Source organism: Arthrobacter sp. ZGTC212 (genome assembly GCF_002929255.1).
Taxonomy (GTDB): Bacteria; Actinomycetota; Actinomycetes; order Actinomycetales; family Micrococcaceae; genus Arthrobacter_B; species Arthrobacter_B sunyaminii.
On record NZ_PJIJ01000002.1, the window covers coordinates 1,013,631 to 1,030,039 of the forward strand.

17 protein-coding genes are annotated in these 16,409 nt (G+C 62.6%); 6 read left to right on the forward strand and 11 right to left on the reverse strand.

The features are described 5' to 3' along the window. Nucleotides 1–83: 83 nt before the first annotated feature. Together CXQ89_RS11360 and CXQ89_RS11365 are read left to right on the forward strand one after the other, a co-directional pair. Nucleotides 84–464, forward strand: coding sequence for a serine/threonine protein phosphatase (locus CXQ89_RS11360; RefSeq protein WP_104053942.1), 381 nt, complete (start codon nucleotides 84–86; stop codon nucleotides 462–464). Between the two features lies 1 nt (nucleotide 465). Further along, the gene (locus CXQ89_RS11365; protein WP_104161289.1) at nucleotides 466–1,014 is read left to right on the forward strand and encodes a DUF1697 domain-containing protein; all 549 of its coding nucleotides are present in this window, start codon (nucleotides 466–468) and stop codon (nucleotides 1,012–1,014) included. Between the two features lie 105 nt (nucleotides 1,015–1,119). Here the strand turns inward: CXQ89_RS11365 and CXQ89_RS11370 are convergent, their stop codons facing one another. Continuing rightward, nucleotides 1,120–1,812 carry a hypothetical protein gene (locus CXQ89_RS11370; protein WP_104053940.1) on the reverse strand — a complete coding sequence of 231 codons (693 nt, stop codon included), beginning with the start codon at nucleotides 1,810–1,812 and terminating at the stop codon, nucleotides 1,120–1,122. Nucleotides 1,813–1,961: 149 nt separating this feature from the next. Between CXQ89_RS11370 and CXQ89_RS11375 the strand changes: the two genes are divergently transcribed. After that, a complete protein-coding gene (locus CXQ89_RS11375; RefSeq protein ID WP_104053939.1) occupies nucleotides 1,962–2,528 on the forward strand; it encodes an MOSC domain-containing protein in 567 nt (188 codons plus the stop codon). Between the two features lie 9 nt (nucleotides 2,529–2,537). Here the strand turns inward: CXQ89_RS11375 and CXQ89_RS11380 are convergent, their stop codons facing one another. The 6 genes from CXQ89_RS11380 to nrdH all read right to left on the reverse strand — a co-directional run bounded on the left by CXQ89_RS11380 (nucleotide 2,538) and on the right by nrdH (nucleotide 7,858). Next, nucleotides 2,538–3,089, reverse strand: coding sequence for a DinB family protein (locus tag CXQ89_RS11380; protein WP_104053938.1), 552 nt, complete (start codon nucleotides 3,087–3,089; stop codon nucleotides 2,538–2,540). Then, complete coding sequence (locus CXQ89_RS11385) at nucleotides 3,086–3,691, reverse strand: DivIVA domain-containing protein (RefSeq protein WP_104161291.1); 606 nt, start codon at nucleotides 3,689–3,691, stop codon at nucleotides 3,086–3,088. The genes CXQ89_RS11380 and CXQ89_RS11385 overlap by 4 nt, the downstream gene beginning before the upstream one ends. 180 nt (nucleotides 3,692–3,871) lie before the next feature. Continuing rightward, nucleotides 3,872–4,846 (reverse strand): class 1b ribonucleoside-diphosphate reductase subunit beta, encoded by a 975-nt coding sequence (gene nrdF / locus CXQ89_RS11390; RefSeq protein ID WP_104053936.1) that lies wholly within the window; start codon nucleotides 4,844–4,846, stop codon nucleotides 3,872–3,874. A gap of 60 nt (nucleotides 4,847–4,906) precedes the next feature. Then, complete coding sequence (gene nrdE, locus CXQ89_RS11395) at nucleotides 4,907–7,045, reverse strand: class 1b ribonucleoside-diphosphate reductase subunit alpha (protein WP_104053935.1); 2,139 nt, start codon at nucleotides 7,043–7,045, stop codon at nucleotides 4,907–4,909. Continuing rightward, a complete protein-coding gene (nrdI, locus tag CXQ89_RS11400) occupies nucleotides 7,042–7,551 on the reverse strand; it encodes a class Ib ribonucleoside-diphosphate reductase assembly flavoprotein NrdI (protein ID WP_104161292.1) in 510 nt (169 codons plus the stop codon). The genes nrdE and nrdI overlap by 4 nt, the downstream gene beginning before the upstream one ends. A gap of 61 nt (nucleotides 7,552–7,612) precedes the next feature. Next, the gene (gene nrdH / locus CXQ89_RS11405) at nucleotides 7,613–7,858 is read right to left on the reverse strand and encodes a glutaredoxin-like protein NrdH (RefSeq protein WP_104053933.1); all 246 of its coding nucleotides are present in this window, start codon (nucleotides 7,856–7,858) and stop codon (nucleotides 7,613–7,615) included. 356 nt (nucleotides 7,859–8,214) lie between these two features. Between nrdH and CXQ89_RS11410 the strand changes: the two genes are divergently transcribed. Together CXQ89_RS11410 and CXQ89_RS11415 are read left to right on the forward strand one after the other, a co-directional pair. Beyond that, nucleotides 8,215–9,147, forward strand: a complete 933-nt coding sequence (locus CXQ89_RS11410; protein ID WP_104161293.1) for a LysR family transcriptional regulator — start codon at nucleotides 8,215–8,217, stop codon at nucleotides 9,145–9,147. Nucleotides 9,148–9,225: 78 nt separating this feature from the next. Next, nucleotides 9,226–10,341 (forward strand): aromatic acid exporter family protein, encoded by a 1,116-nt coding sequence (locus CXQ89_RS11415; protein WP_146067239.1) that lies wholly within the window; start codon nucleotides 9,226–9,228, stop codon nucleotides 10,339–10,341. Between the two features lie 79 nt (nucleotides 10,342–10,420). On the opposite strand, the gene CXQ89_RS11420 is transcribed toward CXQ89_RS11415, so the two are convergent. Together CXQ89_RS11420 and CXQ89_RS11425 are read right to left on the reverse strand one after the other, a co-directional pair. Continuing rightward, on the reverse strand, nucleotides 10,421–11,530 hold the full coding sequence (locus tag CXQ89_RS11420) for a phosphatase domain-containing protein (RefSeq protein WP_104053930.1): 1,110 nt from the start codon (nucleotides 11,528–11,530) through the stop codon (nucleotides 10,421–10,423). 143 nt (nucleotides 11,531–11,673) lie between these two features. Beyond that, nucleotides 11,674–12,756 carry an acyl-CoA desaturase gene (locus tag CXQ89_RS11425; RefSeq protein WP_104053929.1) on the reverse strand — a complete coding sequence of 361 codons (1,083 nt, stop codon included), beginning with the start codon at nucleotides 12,754–12,756 and terminating at the stop codon, nucleotides 11,674–11,676. A gap of 197 nt (nucleotides 12,757–12,953) precedes the next feature. On the opposite strand from CXQ89_RS11425, the gene CXQ89_RS11430 reads away from it, so the two are divergent. Next, complete coding sequence (locus CXQ89_RS11430) at nucleotides 12,954–13,682, forward strand: lysoplasmalogenase (protein ID WP_258060052.1); 729 nt, start codon at nucleotides 12,954–12,956, stop codon at nucleotides 13,680–13,682. On the opposite strand, the gene CXQ89_RS11435 is transcribed toward CXQ89_RS11430, so the two are convergent. Beyond that, a complete protein-coding gene (locus CXQ89_RS11435; protein ID WP_104161295.1) occupies nucleotides 13,630–14,577 on the reverse strand; it encodes an NUDIX domain-containing protein in 948 nt (315 codons plus the stop codon). The genes CXQ89_RS11430 and CXQ89_RS11435 overlap by 53 nt on opposite strands. A 30-nt stretch (nucleotides 14,578–14,607) precedes the next feature. After that, the gene (gene nhaA / locus CXQ89_RS11440; RefSeq protein WP_258060053.1) at nucleotides 14,608–16,380 is read right to left on the reverse strand and encodes a Na+/H+ antiporter NhaA; all 1,773 of its coding nucleotides are present in this window, start codon (nucleotides 16,378–16,380) and stop codon (nucleotides 14,608–14,610) included. Between the last annotated feature and the right edge of the window lie 29 nt (nucleotides 16,381–16,409).

Genomic DNA, 16,409 nt, shown 5'->3' on the forward strand with positions numbered 1-16,409 from the left:
CGACTGTTCCATAACGGCCGTGCCGTGTGTGGCAGCGACTCGGACCGATGTTCCCCGGCCAGCAGCGGTGTTAGTGTCCTTGCATGCTGCAGCAACTCCCGCCGGACAATACCTTTGATCACCGCCGCTCCGGTGACGGCGAGCATGTGGGGTACATCCATATGACAGATGCTGGTGGCTTCATACCGTTTGATCTGTTGCACCGGCAGCGGGCGGAGGCGTTGGAACTGGAGGAGGCCGAGAATCTCCTGGATGACCTCGGCCTGGCGATGTTCGTGGAGGATTGGTGGCTCGATCTCGACGGCGAACAGGTACCGGTCCTCATCCGGGAAGTCCGGCGTGACGGGGTGTCCGTGGCTTTCACTGCTTCCGGTGCCATCGCCAAGGCCGCCGATATGACCACGTCCATCGACATTCTGTTGCCGACGGACCGGCTGCACCAAGCGAAGGGGACGGGGACGTGAAATGAATTCCTATCTGGCCCTGCTGCGCGGCATCAACGTGGGCGGCAGGAACAAGATCCCCATGAAACCGTTGCGGGAGCATCTTGAGGATATGGGATACCAGCAGGTGTCCACGTATATTGCGAGCGGCAACGTCCTGCTTGCCTCACCCGATTCCCCGGAACAAGTGGGAAGGGAAGTTGAGGCGGCTCTGGTGGAGAACTTCGACCTGGATGATGACCTCATCAAGGTGCTGGTGCTCAGTCCCGACCAGCTGCACAGCGTGATCGATTCCAGGCCGGAGGGGTTCGGTGAGCAGCCGGAGAAGTACCACTCCGACGCCATTTTCCTGATGGGCATCGATGCGGAAACGGCCATGACGGCGTTTCGACCGCGGGAAGGCGTGGACCGGGTCTGGCCGGGCGACGGCGTCATCTATTCACAGCGCCTCAGTGCTGAACTAACCAAGAGCCGGTTGAGCGCGGTCATTGCATCGCCGCTGTACAAGTCCATGACCATCCGCAGCTGGAACACCACCATGAACCTGCGGGACCGCCTCACTCCCCTGTAGCGACAGGACCCGCGCTAAGCATTCCTTGCAGGTATCACTCACTGAAAGCCCAGCCCCCTGCTCCTGGCGGAGTACGTGGGCAAACTGAGTGCTCACAGTCGAATGCTATGGCCCATATCGGTAGGCAGCGGAGTTGAACGTGATTGGGAAGTCAAGATTGCTCGCTCCAACGTGGAACTGCGAGCCGAGTCTCTCTTTCTTTCGAACCATGTAACGCCGGTCCAACCATGCCGCCATTGCGCGGAAGATCAAGGCAATTGCAAAAAACATTGAGAACATGACAAAGCCGGTGGCCAAGACAGTCGCAGGCCCGGCTGGAGTGCCATCACTCGATTCGTATCCACTTGTCACAATCGCCAAGGTGAAGAGGACGCTGAGCGCTAAGAAGAGCCAGTATCCCCACCGAAATGCACGGGCACTTGGACTTTTCAGAGGCAGAAGTAACGCCCTTCTCAAAGCTCGGTAACTCACAGATGGAGTCTGCTCATTGGTTAGCCTTGGCTGGAGGGCATGAGACAGGCGGTCGCGGGAGTCCACCAAATCTCTGGAAACCTCGCGGCGCACACTAGAGGCCCCGTCGTTGTCGTTATCGGCTTCAACGACTAAGCCATAGGTCTCAAGCCACGTCCGCAAGTACAAAACGCGATTTCGCTCTTCGGAGATCGCTTTCATTCTTTGTTGTACAGCGTCCTTATCCTTGCGTCGCTCAGAGAACCAGAACCCAGCCGTTGTCAGGCCTGCAGTCATTAACGCGGGCAGAAAAGCGATAGCTAGCTCCCACGAGGAACCATCATCCACGACGTTGCTCCCCCCTCTACGGAAGATCTCCCTCAAGGATGAACCTGGTCTCAGCCCGGGTCAACGTCCCTCGAATTCGCATCGGTAAGCGAGCTGCGTGCGACTAGCTCGACACGTCATGCGACTCATGGACGGTTAACGTAGAGAGCATGAGCTACGAGTACGACGTCGAGATCCTCCACCTGCTCGTCTCCGGCGCCCACGCTTATTTCGGCCGCGCCCGGGACGGTGCAGCCGACGTCGCCACCACCGATGCCGAGCGGGTGGAGGTAGTAGCGGGGAAGGGAATTGTGGGTGACCGGTTTTTCGGCAAGGCGGCCCACATGGATGCTGCCGTCACCCTGTTCGCCGTCGAGTCCCTGGAGGCCATCGCCGCGGACCTCGGCGCTGATCAGTTCGATCCGTTGCTCCCCCGCCGCAACGTGGTGCTCCGCGGCGCTGAACTCGCACCTCTTATCGGGCAGGACTTCACGCTCAGATCAGCCGCCGGCAGCGTTGACGTCCATGGAGGCCGGCATGCACACCCCTGTGCCTGGATGGATACGGTCCTGGCCCCCGGCGCACACAAGGCGATGCGTGGCCGGGGCGGCCTGCGCTGCCGGCCACTGACCAGCGGAATCCTCCAGCGGGGTCCGGCGCAGCTGATCAGTCCTGTTCCGCTGGATCCCGCCCAGGCGCATGTGCCCTCGATGCTCCGCCCCGGCCGGTTGCCCTAGCGCCGGACTTTACGTTTCGGTCGGAGGGTCCTCCCCCACCAGCCCGTCAATCGACTCTCTGATCAGATCTGCGTGCCCCACATGGCGGGCATACTCCTCGATCAGGTCAATCAGCATCCGGCGGAGGCTCCCCACCTCCCCGCCAGCCGCCGGCAGCAACTGGTCGAGCCCTCCGTTGTCCAGCGCCTCGGCAAGGCTTATTCGGGAACGCGCTGCGGCATCGTTCCACAGGCGGTAGAGATCCTCGGGACTGTCGTTGGCGGCAGTGTGCCAGTCCCAGTCTCGATCGTTCTCCCAGTCCACGGTGTTCCACGGAGCACCAGGGTCCCGGCCCCACAGCCGCCAGGAGAAGTAGATATCCTCCACCCCGGCCAGATGCTTGAGCAGCCCACCGAGTGTGATGGCAGAGGAGCCCAGTTTCACGGCCAGTGCTTCGGCATCCAGACCCGCTGTTTTCCATGCGAAAGTTGCCCGCTGCCGGTCCAGGGAACCGGCAAGGGTTTCCGCTTCGGTCCCGGCCAGCGGCGGCTCAATGCGGCCGGCCGAGTTGTTGTCGGTCATGCCGGGCTTATGTTTCCGGCCAGCTCGGCCCGGAGCTCCTCATTCTCAGAGGTCCACTGCCTGAGCCCAATAACAACCTGGTCGAGAAAGTCGTCAACCTCGTCCGGCGAATAACCTCCGCGGAGTTTGTTGGGAGGGAAGTCGTGTAAGACCACCTGTTTTGCCGTGAGAATGGGTTCGGTAATAGTGACAGGTTCGCTCAGTGGGTTCGCCTTCTTCAGGTGCAGGCGTTCGTTTTCGTCCTGGAGCCGCTGGAATTCCCGAACTATTCTGTCAAGGAAGGCATTAACCTCCAGCCCGTCGTATCCCTCCCCGAGTTTCACCGGCTGGAACCGCTTGGAGGCAACTTCCTCAGCAGTCATGGTCTGTTTCATCCTTGACGTCGGTCTGGGCTTCTCCTGAGGCTCTGCCATACCATCCGGCGTCCTCTTCGGTTTGAAAGACTTCCAGATAAAGACAACCAGCAGCACCACTGCAATAAGTGCCGCGAAAAGAATCATGTTGCCGCCACCACCGTTGTCGCCCTGAGCAAACAGCGACATTCTTTCCACCGACATGGGTGTCCATTTCTCGTTGGGATCCGTGCACATCGAAGTCTTCATTCCCCGTGACCGAGCCCGAGGCTAGCAGTTTTGGGAATCCCGGGCCAGCATAAAAGACCAGTAGTTCCTCCATCCGGGGTGCGCACTTCGCAAGTTGGCCGTTTGCGGCTCGGCATTAAAGACAGCAGCACCGGACCTGTGGGTCCGATGCTGCTGTAATGGTGCACATTTACATAAAGACTAGAAGTCCCAGTCGTCGTCTTCCGTGTTCACGGCCTTGCCGATCACGTAGGAGGAACCGGACCCGGAGAAGAAGTCGTGGTTCTCATCCGCGTTCGGGGAGAGTGCGGACAGGATGGCCGGGTTCACGTCCGTCACGGTGGACGGGAACATGGCTTCGTAGCCCAGGTTCATCAGTGCCTTGTTGGCGTTGTAGTGCAGGAACTTCTTGACGTCTTCGGCCAGGCCGACGCCGTCGTACAGGTCATGCGTGTACTGGACTTCGTTTTCGTACAGCTCGAAAAGCAGCTCGAACGTGTAGTCCTTGATCTCAGCCTTGCGCTCCTCGGAGGCGCCTTCCAGGCCCTTCTGGAACTTGTAGCCGATGTAATAGCCGTGTACGGCTTCATCGCGGATGATCAGGCGGATCAGGTCTGCCGTGTTTGTCAGCTTGGCCCGCGAGGACCAGTACATCGGCAGGTAGAAGCCGGAGTAGAAGAGGAAGGACTCCAGCAGTGTGGAGGCCACCTTGCGCTTCAGGGGGTCATCGCCGCGGTAGTAATCCGTGACGATGTGTGCCTTCTTCTGCAGGTTCTCGTTCTCGGTGGACCAGCGGAAGGCCTCGTCGATCTCCTTGGTCGAGCACAGGGTGGAGAAGATCGAGGAGTAGCTCTTGGCGTGTACGGATTCCATGAACGCAATGTTCGTGTAAACCGCTTCCTCGTGCGGGGTGAGCGCATCGGGGATCAGGGAGACGGCGCCAACAGTGGCCTGCATGGTGTCCAGCAGGGTCAGGCCGGTGAACACGCGCATGGTCAGCTGCTGCTCTTCCGGGGTAAGCGTGTTCCACGACTGCACGTCGTTGGACAGCGGCACCTTTTCCGGCAGCCAAAAGTTGTTGACCAGGCGGTTCCAGACTTCCACGTCCTTATCGTCCTGGATCTTGTTCCAGTTGATCGCTTGGACGCTGTCGATCAGCTTCAGCTTCTCGGTCATGAATGATTCCTTGTCTTGAAAAGAGTGCGAGGGGTTAGGCAGTCACAGCAGGCGGAAACGCTACAGCATGCAGCTGACGCAACCCTCAACCTCAGTGCCCTCAAGCGCGAGCTGGCGCAGGCGGATGTAGTAAATGGTCTTGATGCCCTTGCGCCATGCGTAGATCTGCGCCTTATTGATGTCACGCGTGGTGGCGGTGTCCTTGAAGAACAGCGTCAGGGACAGGCCCTGGTCCACGTGCTGCGTGGCAGCAGCGTAGGTGTCGATGATCTTCTCGTAGCCGATTTCGTACGCATCCTGGTAGTACTCCAGGTTGTCGTTCGTCAGGTACGGAGCCGGGTAGTAAACGCGCCCCAGCTTGCCTTCCTTGCGGATCTCGATCTTCGCGGCCACCGGGTGGATGGAGGAGGTCGAGTTGTTGATGTAGGAGATGGAACCCGTGGGCGGCACAGCCTGCAGGTTCTGGTTGTAGATGCCGTGCTCCATGACCGAAGCCCGCAGCGCAGCCCAGTCTTCCTGGGTGGGAATGTGGATGCCCTGGAACAGTTCGCGCACGCGCTCCGTCTTCGGGACCCACTCCTGGTTCACATACTTGTCGAAGAACTCTCCGGTGGCGTACTTGGAGCGCTCGAAGCCGGCAAACTTGCGGCCGGTCTCGATCGAGAGCAGGTTCGAGGCCCGCACCGCGTGGTAGACCACGGAGTAGAAGTAGATGTTCGTGAAGTCGATGCCCTCTTCGGAGCCGTAGTACACCCGCTCCCGTGCCAGGTAGCCGTGCAGGTTCATCTGGCCCAGGCCGATGGCGTGCGAGGCGTCGTTGCCCTTGGCGATGGACGGTACGGAACCGATGTGGCTCATGTCCGACACAGCGGTCAGGGCGCGGATGGACGTCTCGATGGTCTGGCCGAAGTCCGGGGAATCCATCGTCTTGGCGATGTTCAGCGAACCGAGGTTGCAGGAAATGTCCTTGCCGGTCTCGGCGTAGGACAGGTCATCGTTGTACGTGGTGGGCTCGGAAACCTGGAGGATCTCGGAGCACAGGTTGGACATGATGATCTTGCCGTCGATCGGGTTTTCCCGGTTCACCGTGTCCTCGAACATGATGTACGGGTAGCCGGACTCGAACTGGATTTCCGCCAGGGTCTGGAAGAACTCGCGGGCCTTGATCTTGGTCTTCTTGATCCGGGCGTCGTCCACCATCTCGTAGTACTTCTCGGTGACCGAGATGTCGGAGAACGGCACGCCGTAGACCTTTTCGACGTCGTACGGGGAGAACAGGTACATGTCCTCGTCGCGCTTGGCCAGCTCAAAGGTGATGTCGGGAACGACGACGCCGAGGGAGAGGGTCTTGATGCGGATCTTCTCGTCGGCGTTTTCCCGCTTGGTGTCCAGGAACCGGTTGATGTCCGGGTGGTGGGCGTGCAGGTATACGGCACCGGCACCCTGGCGGGCGCCGAGCTGGTTGGCGTAGGAGAAGCTGTCTTCGAGGAGCTTCATAACGGGGATGACGCCGGAGGACTGGTTCTCGATCTGCTTGATCGGCGCGCCGACTTCGCGGATGTTCGTCAGGGCGAAGGCCACGCCGCCGCCGCGCTTGGACAGCTGCAGGGCGGAGTTGATGGAACGGCCGATCGACTCCATGTTGTCTTCGATGCGCAGCAGGAAGCAGGAAACGAGCTCGCCGCGCTGGGCCTTGCCGGCGTTCAGGAAGGTGGGGGTGGCCGGCTGGAAGCGGCCGCCGATGATTTCGTCCACCATCTGGGTGGCAAGCTTCTCGTCGCCGCGGGCCAGGTGCAGGGCAACCATGCACACACGGTCTTCGTATCGCTCCAGGTAACGCTTGCCGTCAAAGGTCTTCAGCGTGTACGAGGTGTAGAACTTGAAGGCACCGAGGAAGGTTTCGAAGCGGAACTTCTTCTTGTAGGCGCGCTGGTACAGGTCCTTGATGAAGTTCATGGAGTACTGGTCGAGAGTTTCCTTCTCGTAGTACTCGTTCTTGACCAGGTATTCCAGCTTCTCTTCCAGGTCATGGAAGAACACGGTGTTGTTGTTCACGTGCTCAAGGAAGTACTGGCGCGCAGCAGCGCGGTCGGCGTCGAACTGGATCTCGCCGTTCTTGCCGTACAGGTTCAACATGGCGTTGAGCTCGTGGTAACCGAGGTCCTTATAGGCCGCGGGGAGCTCCTTGGAGTCCGTCATGCCGGCTTCTGCGACTGATGCGTCCAAAACTCTTCCAATCCTTCGTTAACTTTGGCGACGTCGTCGGACGTGCCCATGAGTTCAAATCTATAGAGAACGGGGACCCTGCACTTCACGGAGACGATGTCCGCCGCCAGGCAATAGGATTCCCCGAAGTTTGTGTTTCCGGCGCCGATGACTCCCCGAATCAGGGAGCGGTTGCGTTCGTTGTTAAGGAACTTGATGACCTGCTTGGGAACGGCGCCGCGTGCTGCTGCACCGGGCTGCGCCGCGGTGCCCCCGTAGGTGGGCAGCAGCAGGACAAAAGGCCGCTGGGCCAGCAGGGTGGGTTCGGAGGTGTGCAGCGGGATTCTTCCCGCCTGCGTGTCCAGTTTTTCGACGAAGCGCCCGGTGTAACCGGATGCCGATGAAAAGAAAATCAGGGGCGCATCGGTCATCGGATGCTCATCTGCTGCGGATCCCACTTCCGGGCCAAGCCCGGTGCGGTCTGCTATCCCCAGTGACATGGTTCCTGCGCTCCTGACGGTGCGGGTATTGCGGTGTGGTGCGGGTGCTGCGGAAGCCGTTTTAGGCGACCGAGGTTACCGATGCCTGAGCCAGCGCGTCGATCTTGTCCGGCCGGAAACCTGACCAGGAATCCTGCTCGGTAACGACGACGGGAGCCTGCATGTAGCCCAGTGCGCGGACCCGTTCCAGGGCCTCGGCATCCTGGGACATATCCACGATCTGGTACGTGATGCCCTTCTTGTCCAGCGCCCGGTAGGTAGCGTTGCACTGAACGCAGGAAGGTTTGGTGTAAACCGTAACGGTCATGGTTGGTCTCCCCTATGTGAAGCCTTGAAGTCTGTCCATTGATACTACATCCAGACACTACATCTAGTGCGCAGCTCCAGCGGGAACCCCAAGATGATGTATTACAAGTATGTCATTCCCCCGGCCCGTCGTCCACAGCTAATGCACAGGGCTGGCAGGAAAATTCCGTGAATTCCCGCCGGAGGGCCGAGGGTTCTCCACAGCCTGTGCAGAGCGAACGCACAGTTTAGGCGGCGTAGCGAAGGCCACAATTTCATCGCGTGTCGCGGTACGACGGCGTGTCGCGTCCGGCGCGGATAAAGTGGTCGACGGCGGCATCCCCCGTAGCCGCGCCCTGGCCCTGAAAGGCGGCACCAGTGGTAAACCCGATCCACCTCAAGACCCTCCTGGAAGTCATCCGGGTGGGGTCCTTTGCCGCCGCCGCCCTCCGGCTCGGATACACCGCTTCTGCCGTTTCCCAGCAGATGTCGGCGCTGGAGCGCGCCACCGGCACCCGCCTGTTCGAACGTTCGGCCCGAACGGCGGTGCCCACGGAGGCCGCCGTCGTCATGGCCCGCCACGCAGCCAAGGTTCTCACCGATATGGAAGCGCTAATGGCAGCCTCGGCCCGGGCTGAGGCAGGAACCAGCCACGAGCTGCGCCTGGGCATCTTTCCCAGCCTCGCCACCTTTGCCCTGCCCCGCCTGATCCGTTCCCCCGGCTGGCAGGATTTGGGCATCAACCTCAAAATCCACGTCGCTGAACCGGGCCAGACCATTCAGGGACTGCGCACCGGAGGCGAGCTCGACGTCGCACTCATCTACCAGGTGGGGCAGGGCGGGTTGGCCTGGCCCTCCACGATGAGCCGGCAGTGGCTCGGCGACGACGACTTCCGGGTGGTCCTCCCCCGTGCCTGGGGTATCCGGGAGGGATCACAGGTCTCCGCCGAGCAGCTCTCGGACATGCCATGGATCATGCACCACCCGGGGACGCCCGATGCCCTGGTCATTGAACGGCTTTTCGCCAGCTGCAATCTGCATCCCCGCGTCGCTGCGTACTGCGATGACTTCAACGCAAGCCTGGAGATGGCCGCCGCAGGACTCGGAGCGGCACTGGTCCCGGAGCTGGCGATGCTCAACCGGCACGACGACGTGGTGGTTCTGGATGTGCCCGAAATCCGTCTTGCCCGCAGCATCTTCGCGCTGCTCATCAATGAACAGGAAAACCCGCAAGTCCGGCTGTTCCTGCATCAGCTGGCCGAAGTACTGAGGACCCAGAGCATCGCGCCGCGAACGGCGGCGGGACTCTGAACCGAACCGGCACCGGCGCCTGTGTGATCTGCGTTGCTGAAATCGGCTCGCGGGCGGGGCTCGGTCCATACTGAGCTGATGCCCTCTACCGGAAACCTCTTTCGCCGAACCGGCCAGTTGCTGCGGGGAACCTCGCTCACTGCCCTCCCGACGCGTTTCGCCGGCATACTGCGGTACACCCGTGTCCAGCTGGCCATCAAAGCTGCCATGGCCGTGGCAATCGCCTGGACCGTTGCACCCTTCGTGCCCGGTGTCGCCGCGCAGTACCCGTACTACGCTCCGTTGGGCGCCCTGGTCAGCATGTACCCCACCATCTCAGGTTCGGTAAAGGCAGGCCTTCAAACCCTGGCAGGGCTCGTTGCGGGCATTGGGCTGGCCCTGGCGGGCCTACTCTTGGGCAGCCCCACCACTTGGACCATCGCCCTGGTTGTCGGCTTCGGAGTCCTGCTCGCAGGCATCCCCAAGCTGGGTGCGGGCCGGGACTATCTGCCCATGGCTGCCCTGTTTGTGCTGGTGGTTGGGATTGACGATCCGGACGGCTACTCCCTGGGCTACACCGTGCAGATGCTGGTGGGGGTTGTGGTGGGCCTGACCATCAACGCCGTCGTCTTCCCTCCGCTGCATCTCAGCGGCGCCGTGGACGGTCTTGCCTCGCTGCGCCTGTCGCTGGCGCGCCAGCTCAAGGACATGGGCCAGGCCATCTCCGAGTCCTGGCCGCCGAAACACGAGGACTGGTCCAACAGGCGCACAGAACTCATCTCCTTCAGCAGGGAGGTGCGGGAGTCCGTCCAGCTGGCGGACAGCAGCCGCCACGGCAACCTGCGCAGCCGCCGCCACAACCACGACCTGGATGCTGATTACCGGGCACTGCGTGCCATGGAGCGCGTCACCCTGTACGTGGAGGACATGACGGAAGTCCTTGCCACCGCCATCTGGACCAGTCCGAAGGACATGCCGGTGCCCGATCAGCTCTCCGAACAGCTTTCCGAGGCCATGCTGGCCTGCGGAGACGCCGTGGAAAACTGGGACGCGGACAGCGAGGAATACTCAGCAGCACGGGATGCGGTGCTCAAGCTCCAGACCGATATGAACACCGCGGCGTCCCCGGACAGTCCCGTGGACGTCACGGCATCCCTGGCGATGAGTATGCGCCGGGTTCTGCGCACGATTAGAACCGAAGAAGACCAGCCCTAGCCGCTGGACTGGCAACCTGGGCCCTGACGGTCTCCGGCAGCGAGCGGATGAAGACAGCGCCGCCGGTTCCCACCAGCGGCTAACCGGCCTCGGGCAGCAAGCCCAGCTCCGCCAGCTGCCGGGTCATGCCTGCACCGTCCGGAGCGTAGATCCAGGGAATCTCGGCCGGCCGCTCGCCCGACCGCGACGGCGAGCGGCCGCCGGCCAGGACGGCCTCCCCGGCTGAAAGCTGGCGGATGGCGATGGCCCGGACATTCTCCGGATGCCGTTTGGCGAATTCAGCATAGATCGCTTCGTCGTGTTGGCCGTTATCCCCGATCAGCAGCCATTTGATCTGCGGGAACTCCTTCGCCAACCGCTCCAGCTGCGTCTTCTTATGCTCCGGTCCGCTGCGGAACCAGCGGTCCCGGGTGGGACCCCAGTCGGTCAGCAGCAGCGGACCGGCCGGATAGAGGTTGCGGGTGATGAATCGGGTCAGCGTCGCTGCCACGTTCCACGCGCCGGTGGACAGGTACAGCACCGGGCTGCCGGGATTTTCCCGGGACAGCCGGTCCATCATCACAGCCATTCCCGGAGTGGGCGTGCGCGCATGCTCATCCAGCACGAAAGTGTTCCATGCCGCCAGGAACGGCCGCGGCAGGGCGGTCACCATGACGGTGTCGTCAATATCGGACACCACACCCACCCGGGCGGACGGCTCCACAATGTAGACGGGCGCGGCGGCGGCTTCGGAGTCTTCCGAGCGCAGCGTCACGGTGGTCCAGCCCGGCGTCAGCTGCACGGGAATTACGACGTCGATGACACCCCCGCGGTCAGCGGTCACGGGATAGCACTCATCGCCGATTTCCACCGTGACCGACGCCTTATTGATGGGCGGGCTCATGAAGTTGCGCCAGCCGCGGATGCCGTCACGGATCGCTTTGGCACCGGCCGAATTCTCATCGGGCGAGGCATAACCCGGCTTGGCGAGGATGACCCGTCCCAGGACACGGACCCACTCGGTGGTTCCATATCCGGTGAACGGCAGGACGGTTTGGATTTCACCGCGTTTGCGGGCCCTGCCTTCGCGGTAACTGTGAAGGGCATCTTCCAGACGCATGCCAATGTGGCTGGCCTGCTCTTTGACGGAAGGAGCAGCACCGGCGGACGCGGAGGGGCTGGCTGACGGGTCTGAGGGTGTAGACGACATGGCTCCAGTCTGTCAGACACGGCCGCCGGCTGCTGTCGCCCGCCGAAGCACCCGGCCGTGCGGCTGGTCGGGGCGGGAACAGACAAAAAGAAAACCGGCAGCACCGTCCGAAGACAGCACTGCCGGTTTCTGCCGGCTGCAGATCAGCGCCGGAACTGTGAAGTCATGGGGCAGTCAAAGGGATCCCTCGCCGAAAGGCCCACCGTGTTCAGGTACCGCACAACAATCCCGTAGGACTGCGTCAGGGACGTTTCGGTGTACGGAATCTTGTGCTCGGCGCAGTATGCCTTGACGATCTCCGAGGCGCGCGCCAGGTGCGGGCGGGGCATGTTCGGGAACAGGTGGTGCTCAATCTGGTAGTTGAGCCCGCCCATCAGCGTGTTCATGCCCTTGCCCTTGATGTTGCGGGACGTGAGGACCTGGCGGGAGAGGAAGTCCACCTTGGAGTCCTTGGGGAGGATCGGCATGCCCTTGTGGTTGGGAGCGAAGGAAGCACCCATGTAGACGCCGAACACCGCCAACTGGACTCCGAGGAAGGCAAAGGCCATGCCCACCGGCAGGAAGAAGAACACTGCACCCACGTAGAGACCCAGGCGCAGGAAAACCATGGTCAATTCCGTGAAGCGGCCCTTAATCTGCTTGTTGGCAAACAGGTGCTTGATGGACGTGGCATGCAGGTTGATTCCCTCGAGCATCAGCAGCGGGAAGAACAGCCAGCCCTGGCGGCGGGCAAACCAGGCCATGAAGCCCTTTTGGCGCGCAGCCTGCTCCGGAAGGAAGGAAATGGTGTCCATGTCGATGTCCGGATCCTTGCCCACCGTGTTGGGGTTGGCGTGGTGCCGGCTGTGCTTGTTCATCCACCACTGGTAGCTGATCCCGACGACGGCGTTGGCAACAAACCGGCCTGCGCGGTCATTCGCCGGACCGGACTCAAACACCTGCCGATGGGCTGCCTCATGGGCAATAAATGCCAATTGAGTAAACAGCACACCCAGCGCTGCAGCAATCAGCAGCTGGAACCAGCTTTCACCGATGAGGAAGAAACCCGTGCCTGCGGCCACTAGCCCGGCGCAGAGAAAAACAAACGTCGTGATGTAAAAGGAACGGCGCCGCTTTAGCAGGCCTTCATCACGGACGGCCTTCAGCAAACCTGAATAGGCGCTGACGACGGAATTGGTGCGAGTCTTCGATGCTGCTCGTTTGGCTGGTTGTGCAGTTGTGCTCATGCGGCCCTCTGGGTCTTTCGGCTTCCCAGCCGTCGGTATACGAGCAAGTTCTGCTCTATAGATATCTCTAACCCTAACCCGAATCCGGCCGAGAACCTTGTGATCGGGCGCACAGATAGTTCTTTCTTGGTGCAATCCGGCGGATCCCCGCGTCCGTCACGCCGTACGATGGGCCTCAGCCGATCGAAGGAAACTCCTTGACCAACGCCCCCGCGCATAGTGGAACCAGTGCCCCACCCCGCCCCCGGTGGTGGTGGGGCTTCGCACCGTTTGCGGCATTCTCCGTCATCCATGTCGGTGCCCGCCTCGCCGGTGCAGCCGATATCGCGGAACCGACCAAGCTAACGCTGATGCCGCTGCTCGCCGCCGCCGCCGTGTGGGCAGTCCGCGGTGCCGGCTTCCGCCGATCCGGCCGCGTGTCCAGCGTCGCTCTGCCCTCGGCTCTCCTGTTGGCGGCGCTTTTCTTCTCCTGGCTTGGCGACGGCGCCGGGACCTTCTTCCCGTTCGCCCCGGAACTGCCGGTGATGCTCGGTTCCTTTGGCATCGCGCACATCTGTTACATCTGGCTCATGGCCCGGTTCGTGGCACATCGGCAGTTCCCCCGGTGGGCGCTCGTGTTTGCGTTGTGGTGGGTACTCATGCTGCTGGTGCTGTGGCCGACCCTGGGCAACCTGACGTTGGCCGTGGCGGCTTACGGGATCGTGCTTGCCGGCACAGCGGCCACGGCCGCACGGTGCAGTCCGATGGTTTCAGCCGGCGGCGTGCTGTTTCTGTCTTCCGACACGATTCTGGCACTGCGTATCTTCATGCCCGAGGTGATGCCAAACTGGACCAGCGCTCTGGTCATGCTGACCTACTGTGCGGGACAGGGCCTCATTGTTGCCGGCCTGCTGCGAAGTACAGCCGCAGGCGGCCGGCCCCAATAACCCGCGCGCCCGCCGATCGGCAGCGGTCAGCAAGGCCGCGGTCGCTGGTGACCGCCGTGACGCTGCGACCGCCGGACAGCAACTGCTCCACTTCAGCCACCACCGCGTCATCCCCGGAGCCATCCGCCCTGGCCAGCCTCACCAGCGGGTCCGGATCTTCCGGGCCGGCGACCTTTCGCGCTTGTCCCTCTACAACCACCACGTATTCAGGGAACCAGACAGCGTCCGGAAGCCCCAGGGGCTCTCCGGGAAGCCCCCGTGCCGCCAGGGCAGAAACTGCATGGAGCAGGCGTGCTGCCGCCCCGGCGCGGTCTTTCCACCAACCGTCCGGGACCACCCCAACAACGTTCGCGGCGTCGACAACCACCACCGGGCGAACGTCCAGCAACGGCCGCAGCCACCGCCAGGACCGGGCAAAAGCGGGGTGCAGCGGAAGAGCCTGAACCTCATCCGGGGGGACCCAGGCCAGCGCATGGCTCTCGGCGTCGCTGATCACGGGCTCGAACGGTACCGTCACGTCACCAAGGAGGGTCGCGTACGTCCACACGCCCAGGTCCAGCACGCTCATCATGCGGACCCGGATGGACCCGGCCGGCACACCGGCTTCTTCTGCGGCTTCCCGCAACGCCGCCGCCGCGGCGGACTCACCCTCATGCCGGGCACCGCCGGGCAGGGCCCAGGTATCCCCGTAATGGCTCCAGGAAGCACGGTGCTGAAGCAGGATTCCCCGCTCCGGATCCACGGCGAGAAGCCCGGCAGCACCGAATTTCCCCCAGTAGCGCTGGCCGTCCGGCCCAGCCACCCAGGCATCACCGGCGTTCCGCGCGCCCGTGGCACGTCCTTGCGGCGCTGCGGGGCGGTGCGGCTCATTGGCGGCAGACGGTTCACTGATCATGCGGCCACCCTATGGAATCGCAGCGTGCCTTCACTGCTGACGCTCCGAGGATGCGTTCAGTTCCCGGATCAGGGTTGATGCGTCGATGTGCCCGGCATGCCGCACCATGCCGATAAAGAAGGTGGGGGTGGACGACAGGTCCATGAACTCAGCATCCAGCGCGTCATCCTTGACCCGATTGGCCACCGGTGCGGACTGCAGGTCGTCGCGGAACTGTTCCATGTCCAGCCCCAGATCTCCGGCGTAACCAATCAGGTCCGCGGAATCCAGATGGTCCTGCCGCCGGAACAGCAGCTGGGCGTATTCCCGGAATGCACCCTGCCGGTCCGCGGCCTCACTGGCGCGCGCGGCCTCCTCCGCATGCGGGTGGACACGGCTCAATGGAAGGTGCCTCCACACATAGACCAGCCGCGGCCCAAAGTGCTCCCGGACTTCATCAATGGAACCGGTGGCCCGCGAACAAAATGGACACTCAAAATCGCCGTATTCAATAAGCTGCAGCGGGGCAGCAGGATCCCCGCGGAAATGGTCACGCTCCGGATCAAACGGCCGTGCCAGGATGCGCCCGGTAGAGGACGGAGGCTGCACCCGGTCCAGAATGCGAAACCAGGCCCAGCCCAGGACGAAGGCGGTGCCGGACGCAGCGAGGATTCCCACCCGGGCCTGCGCCTGCAGGACGGGATCTTCCACTGCAAGTTCCACAATGAACAGGGAGATGGTGAAACCAATTCCGCACAGTGCTGCTCCCCCGCCCACTCGGGCAAGCGTCAGCCCGGGCGCCAGCCGGCCAAGGCCTAGGGCGCGCATCATGGCTGCGGCTCCGGTGATGCCCACTATCTTTCCGACCACCAGCGCTGCAATGATGCCCCATGTCAGACGGGAAGTCGCTGCGGACGCCAAAGTTTCACCGTCCAGTCGAACACCGGCATTGGCGAGGGCGAACAGCGGCAGTATCAGGAAGGACACATACGGCCCGTAGGAACGCTGGAGACGTTCATTGATGGAAATGGATTCCTTCAGGCTGCGCGCCGTGGCAGCTGCGTATTCCGGGCTTGGCGACTGCCGGAAGGCCCGGGCCAGTTCCGCGGTCCGCTCCACCTGCCCGCGGCGCGGAGGGAAAACCGGAATGAGCAGTGCAATGGCCACCCCCGCGAGCGTAGGGTGCACTCCGGAGGCATACAGCGCGGCCCAAGTCGCCAGGCTAAGCACTGCGTATGCAGGCCCGCGTCCAGCGGGCAGGAACCGGACCAGCCCCACCAGAGCCAGCAGGGCCACCGAGACGAGCAGCGGAACCGGGTCCAGGTCCGTCGTGTAAAAAACGGCAATTGCCGCCAGTGCTCCGATGTCGTCCACCACCGCCAAGGTGAGAAGAAATACCCGCAGCCGGCCGGAGGACTTTGGTCCTGCCACCGCCAGGGCTCCCACCAGAAAGGCCGTGTCCGTGGAGATCACTGCGCCCCACACAGCGGCATTCTCGCCGGTGGGGTTAAGGAGCAAAAAGATGCTGGCCGGAACCACCAGCCCTGCCAGGGCACCCGCCACGGGGACCACCGCCCGCCCCGGCTCGGTGAGCTCACCGATGGTGAACTCCCGCTTGACCTCCAGCCCCACGGTAAAAAAGAAGAGAGCCATCAGTCCGTCATTCACAAGGTCGTGAAAGGTCATTTCCACCGCGGTGCCGCCTATGCGGAGGTCGACGGCGGTGCCCCAGAACTGCGCGTAGGTTGCCCCGAAAGGCAGGTTGGCCCACAGCAGCGCAATAAAGGTGAAGGCAAGGAGCAGCGCGGCCGAAATCTTCTCCATTATCGCGCGGCTGCCAGAGCGCGGGGGCA

What these genes read in the sequence shown, in the direction of transcription:
- CXQ89_RS11360 (WP_104053942.1), top strand. Translation starts at nt 84, where the DNA reads ATGCTGCAGCAACTCCCGCCGGACAATACCTTTGATCACCGCCGCTCC.
- CXQ89_RS11365 (WP_104161289.1), top strand. Translation starts at nt 466, where the DNA reads ATGAATTCCTATCTGGCCCTGCTGCGCGGCATCAACGTGGGCGGCAGG.
- CXQ89_RS11375 (WP_104053939.1), top strand. Translation starts at nt 1,962, where the DNA reads ATGAGCTACGAGTACGACGTCGAGATCCTCCACCTGCTCGTCTCCGGC.
- CXQ89_RS11380 (WP_104053938.1), bottom strand. Translation starts at nt 3,089, where the DNA reads ATGACCGACAACAACTCGGCCGGCCGCATTGAGCCGCCGCTGGCCGGG.
- CXQ89_RS11385 (WP_104161291.1), bottom strand. Translation starts at nt 3,691, where the DNA reads ATGAAGACTTCGATGTGCACGGATCCCAACGAGAAATGGACACCCATG.
- nrdF (WP_104053936.1), bottom strand. Translation starts at nt 4,846, where the DNA reads ATGACCGAGAAGCTGAAGCTGATCGACAGCGTCCAAGCGATCAACTGG.
- nrdE (WP_104053935.1), bottom strand. Translation starts at nt 7,045, where the DNA reads ATGACGGACTCCAAGGAGCTCCCCGCGGCCTATAAGGACCTCGGTTAC.
- nrdI (WP_104161292.1), bottom strand. Translation starts at nt 7,551, where the DNA reads ATGTCACTGGGGATAGCAGACCGCACCGGGCTTGGCCCGGAAGTGGGA.
- nrdH (WP_104053933.1), bottom strand. Translation starts at nt 7,858, where the DNA reads ATGACCGTTACGGTTTACACCAAACCTTCCTGCGTTCAGTGCAACGCT.
- CXQ89_RS11415 (WP_146067239.1), top strand. Translation starts at nt 9,226, where the DNA reads ATGCCCTCTACCGGAAACCTCTTTCGCCGAACCGGCCAGTTGCTGCGG.
- CXQ89_RS11420 (WP_104053930.1), bottom strand. Translation starts at nt 11,530, where the DNA reads ATGTCGTCTACACCCTCAGACCCGTCAGCCAGCCCCTCCGCGTCCGCC.
- CXQ89_RS11425 (WP_104053929.1), bottom strand. Translation starts at nt 12,756, where the DNA reads ATGAGCACAACTGCACAACCAGCCAAACGAGCAGCATCGAAGACTCGC.
- CXQ89_RS11435 (WP_104161295.1), bottom strand. Translation starts at nt 14,577, where the DNA reads ATGATCAGTGAACCGTCTGCCGCCAATGAGCCGCACCGCCCCGCAGCG.
- nhaA (WP_258060053.1), bottom strand. Translation starts at nt 16,380, where the DNA reads ATGGAGAAGATTTCGGCCGCGCTGCTCCTTGCCTTCACCTTTATTGCG.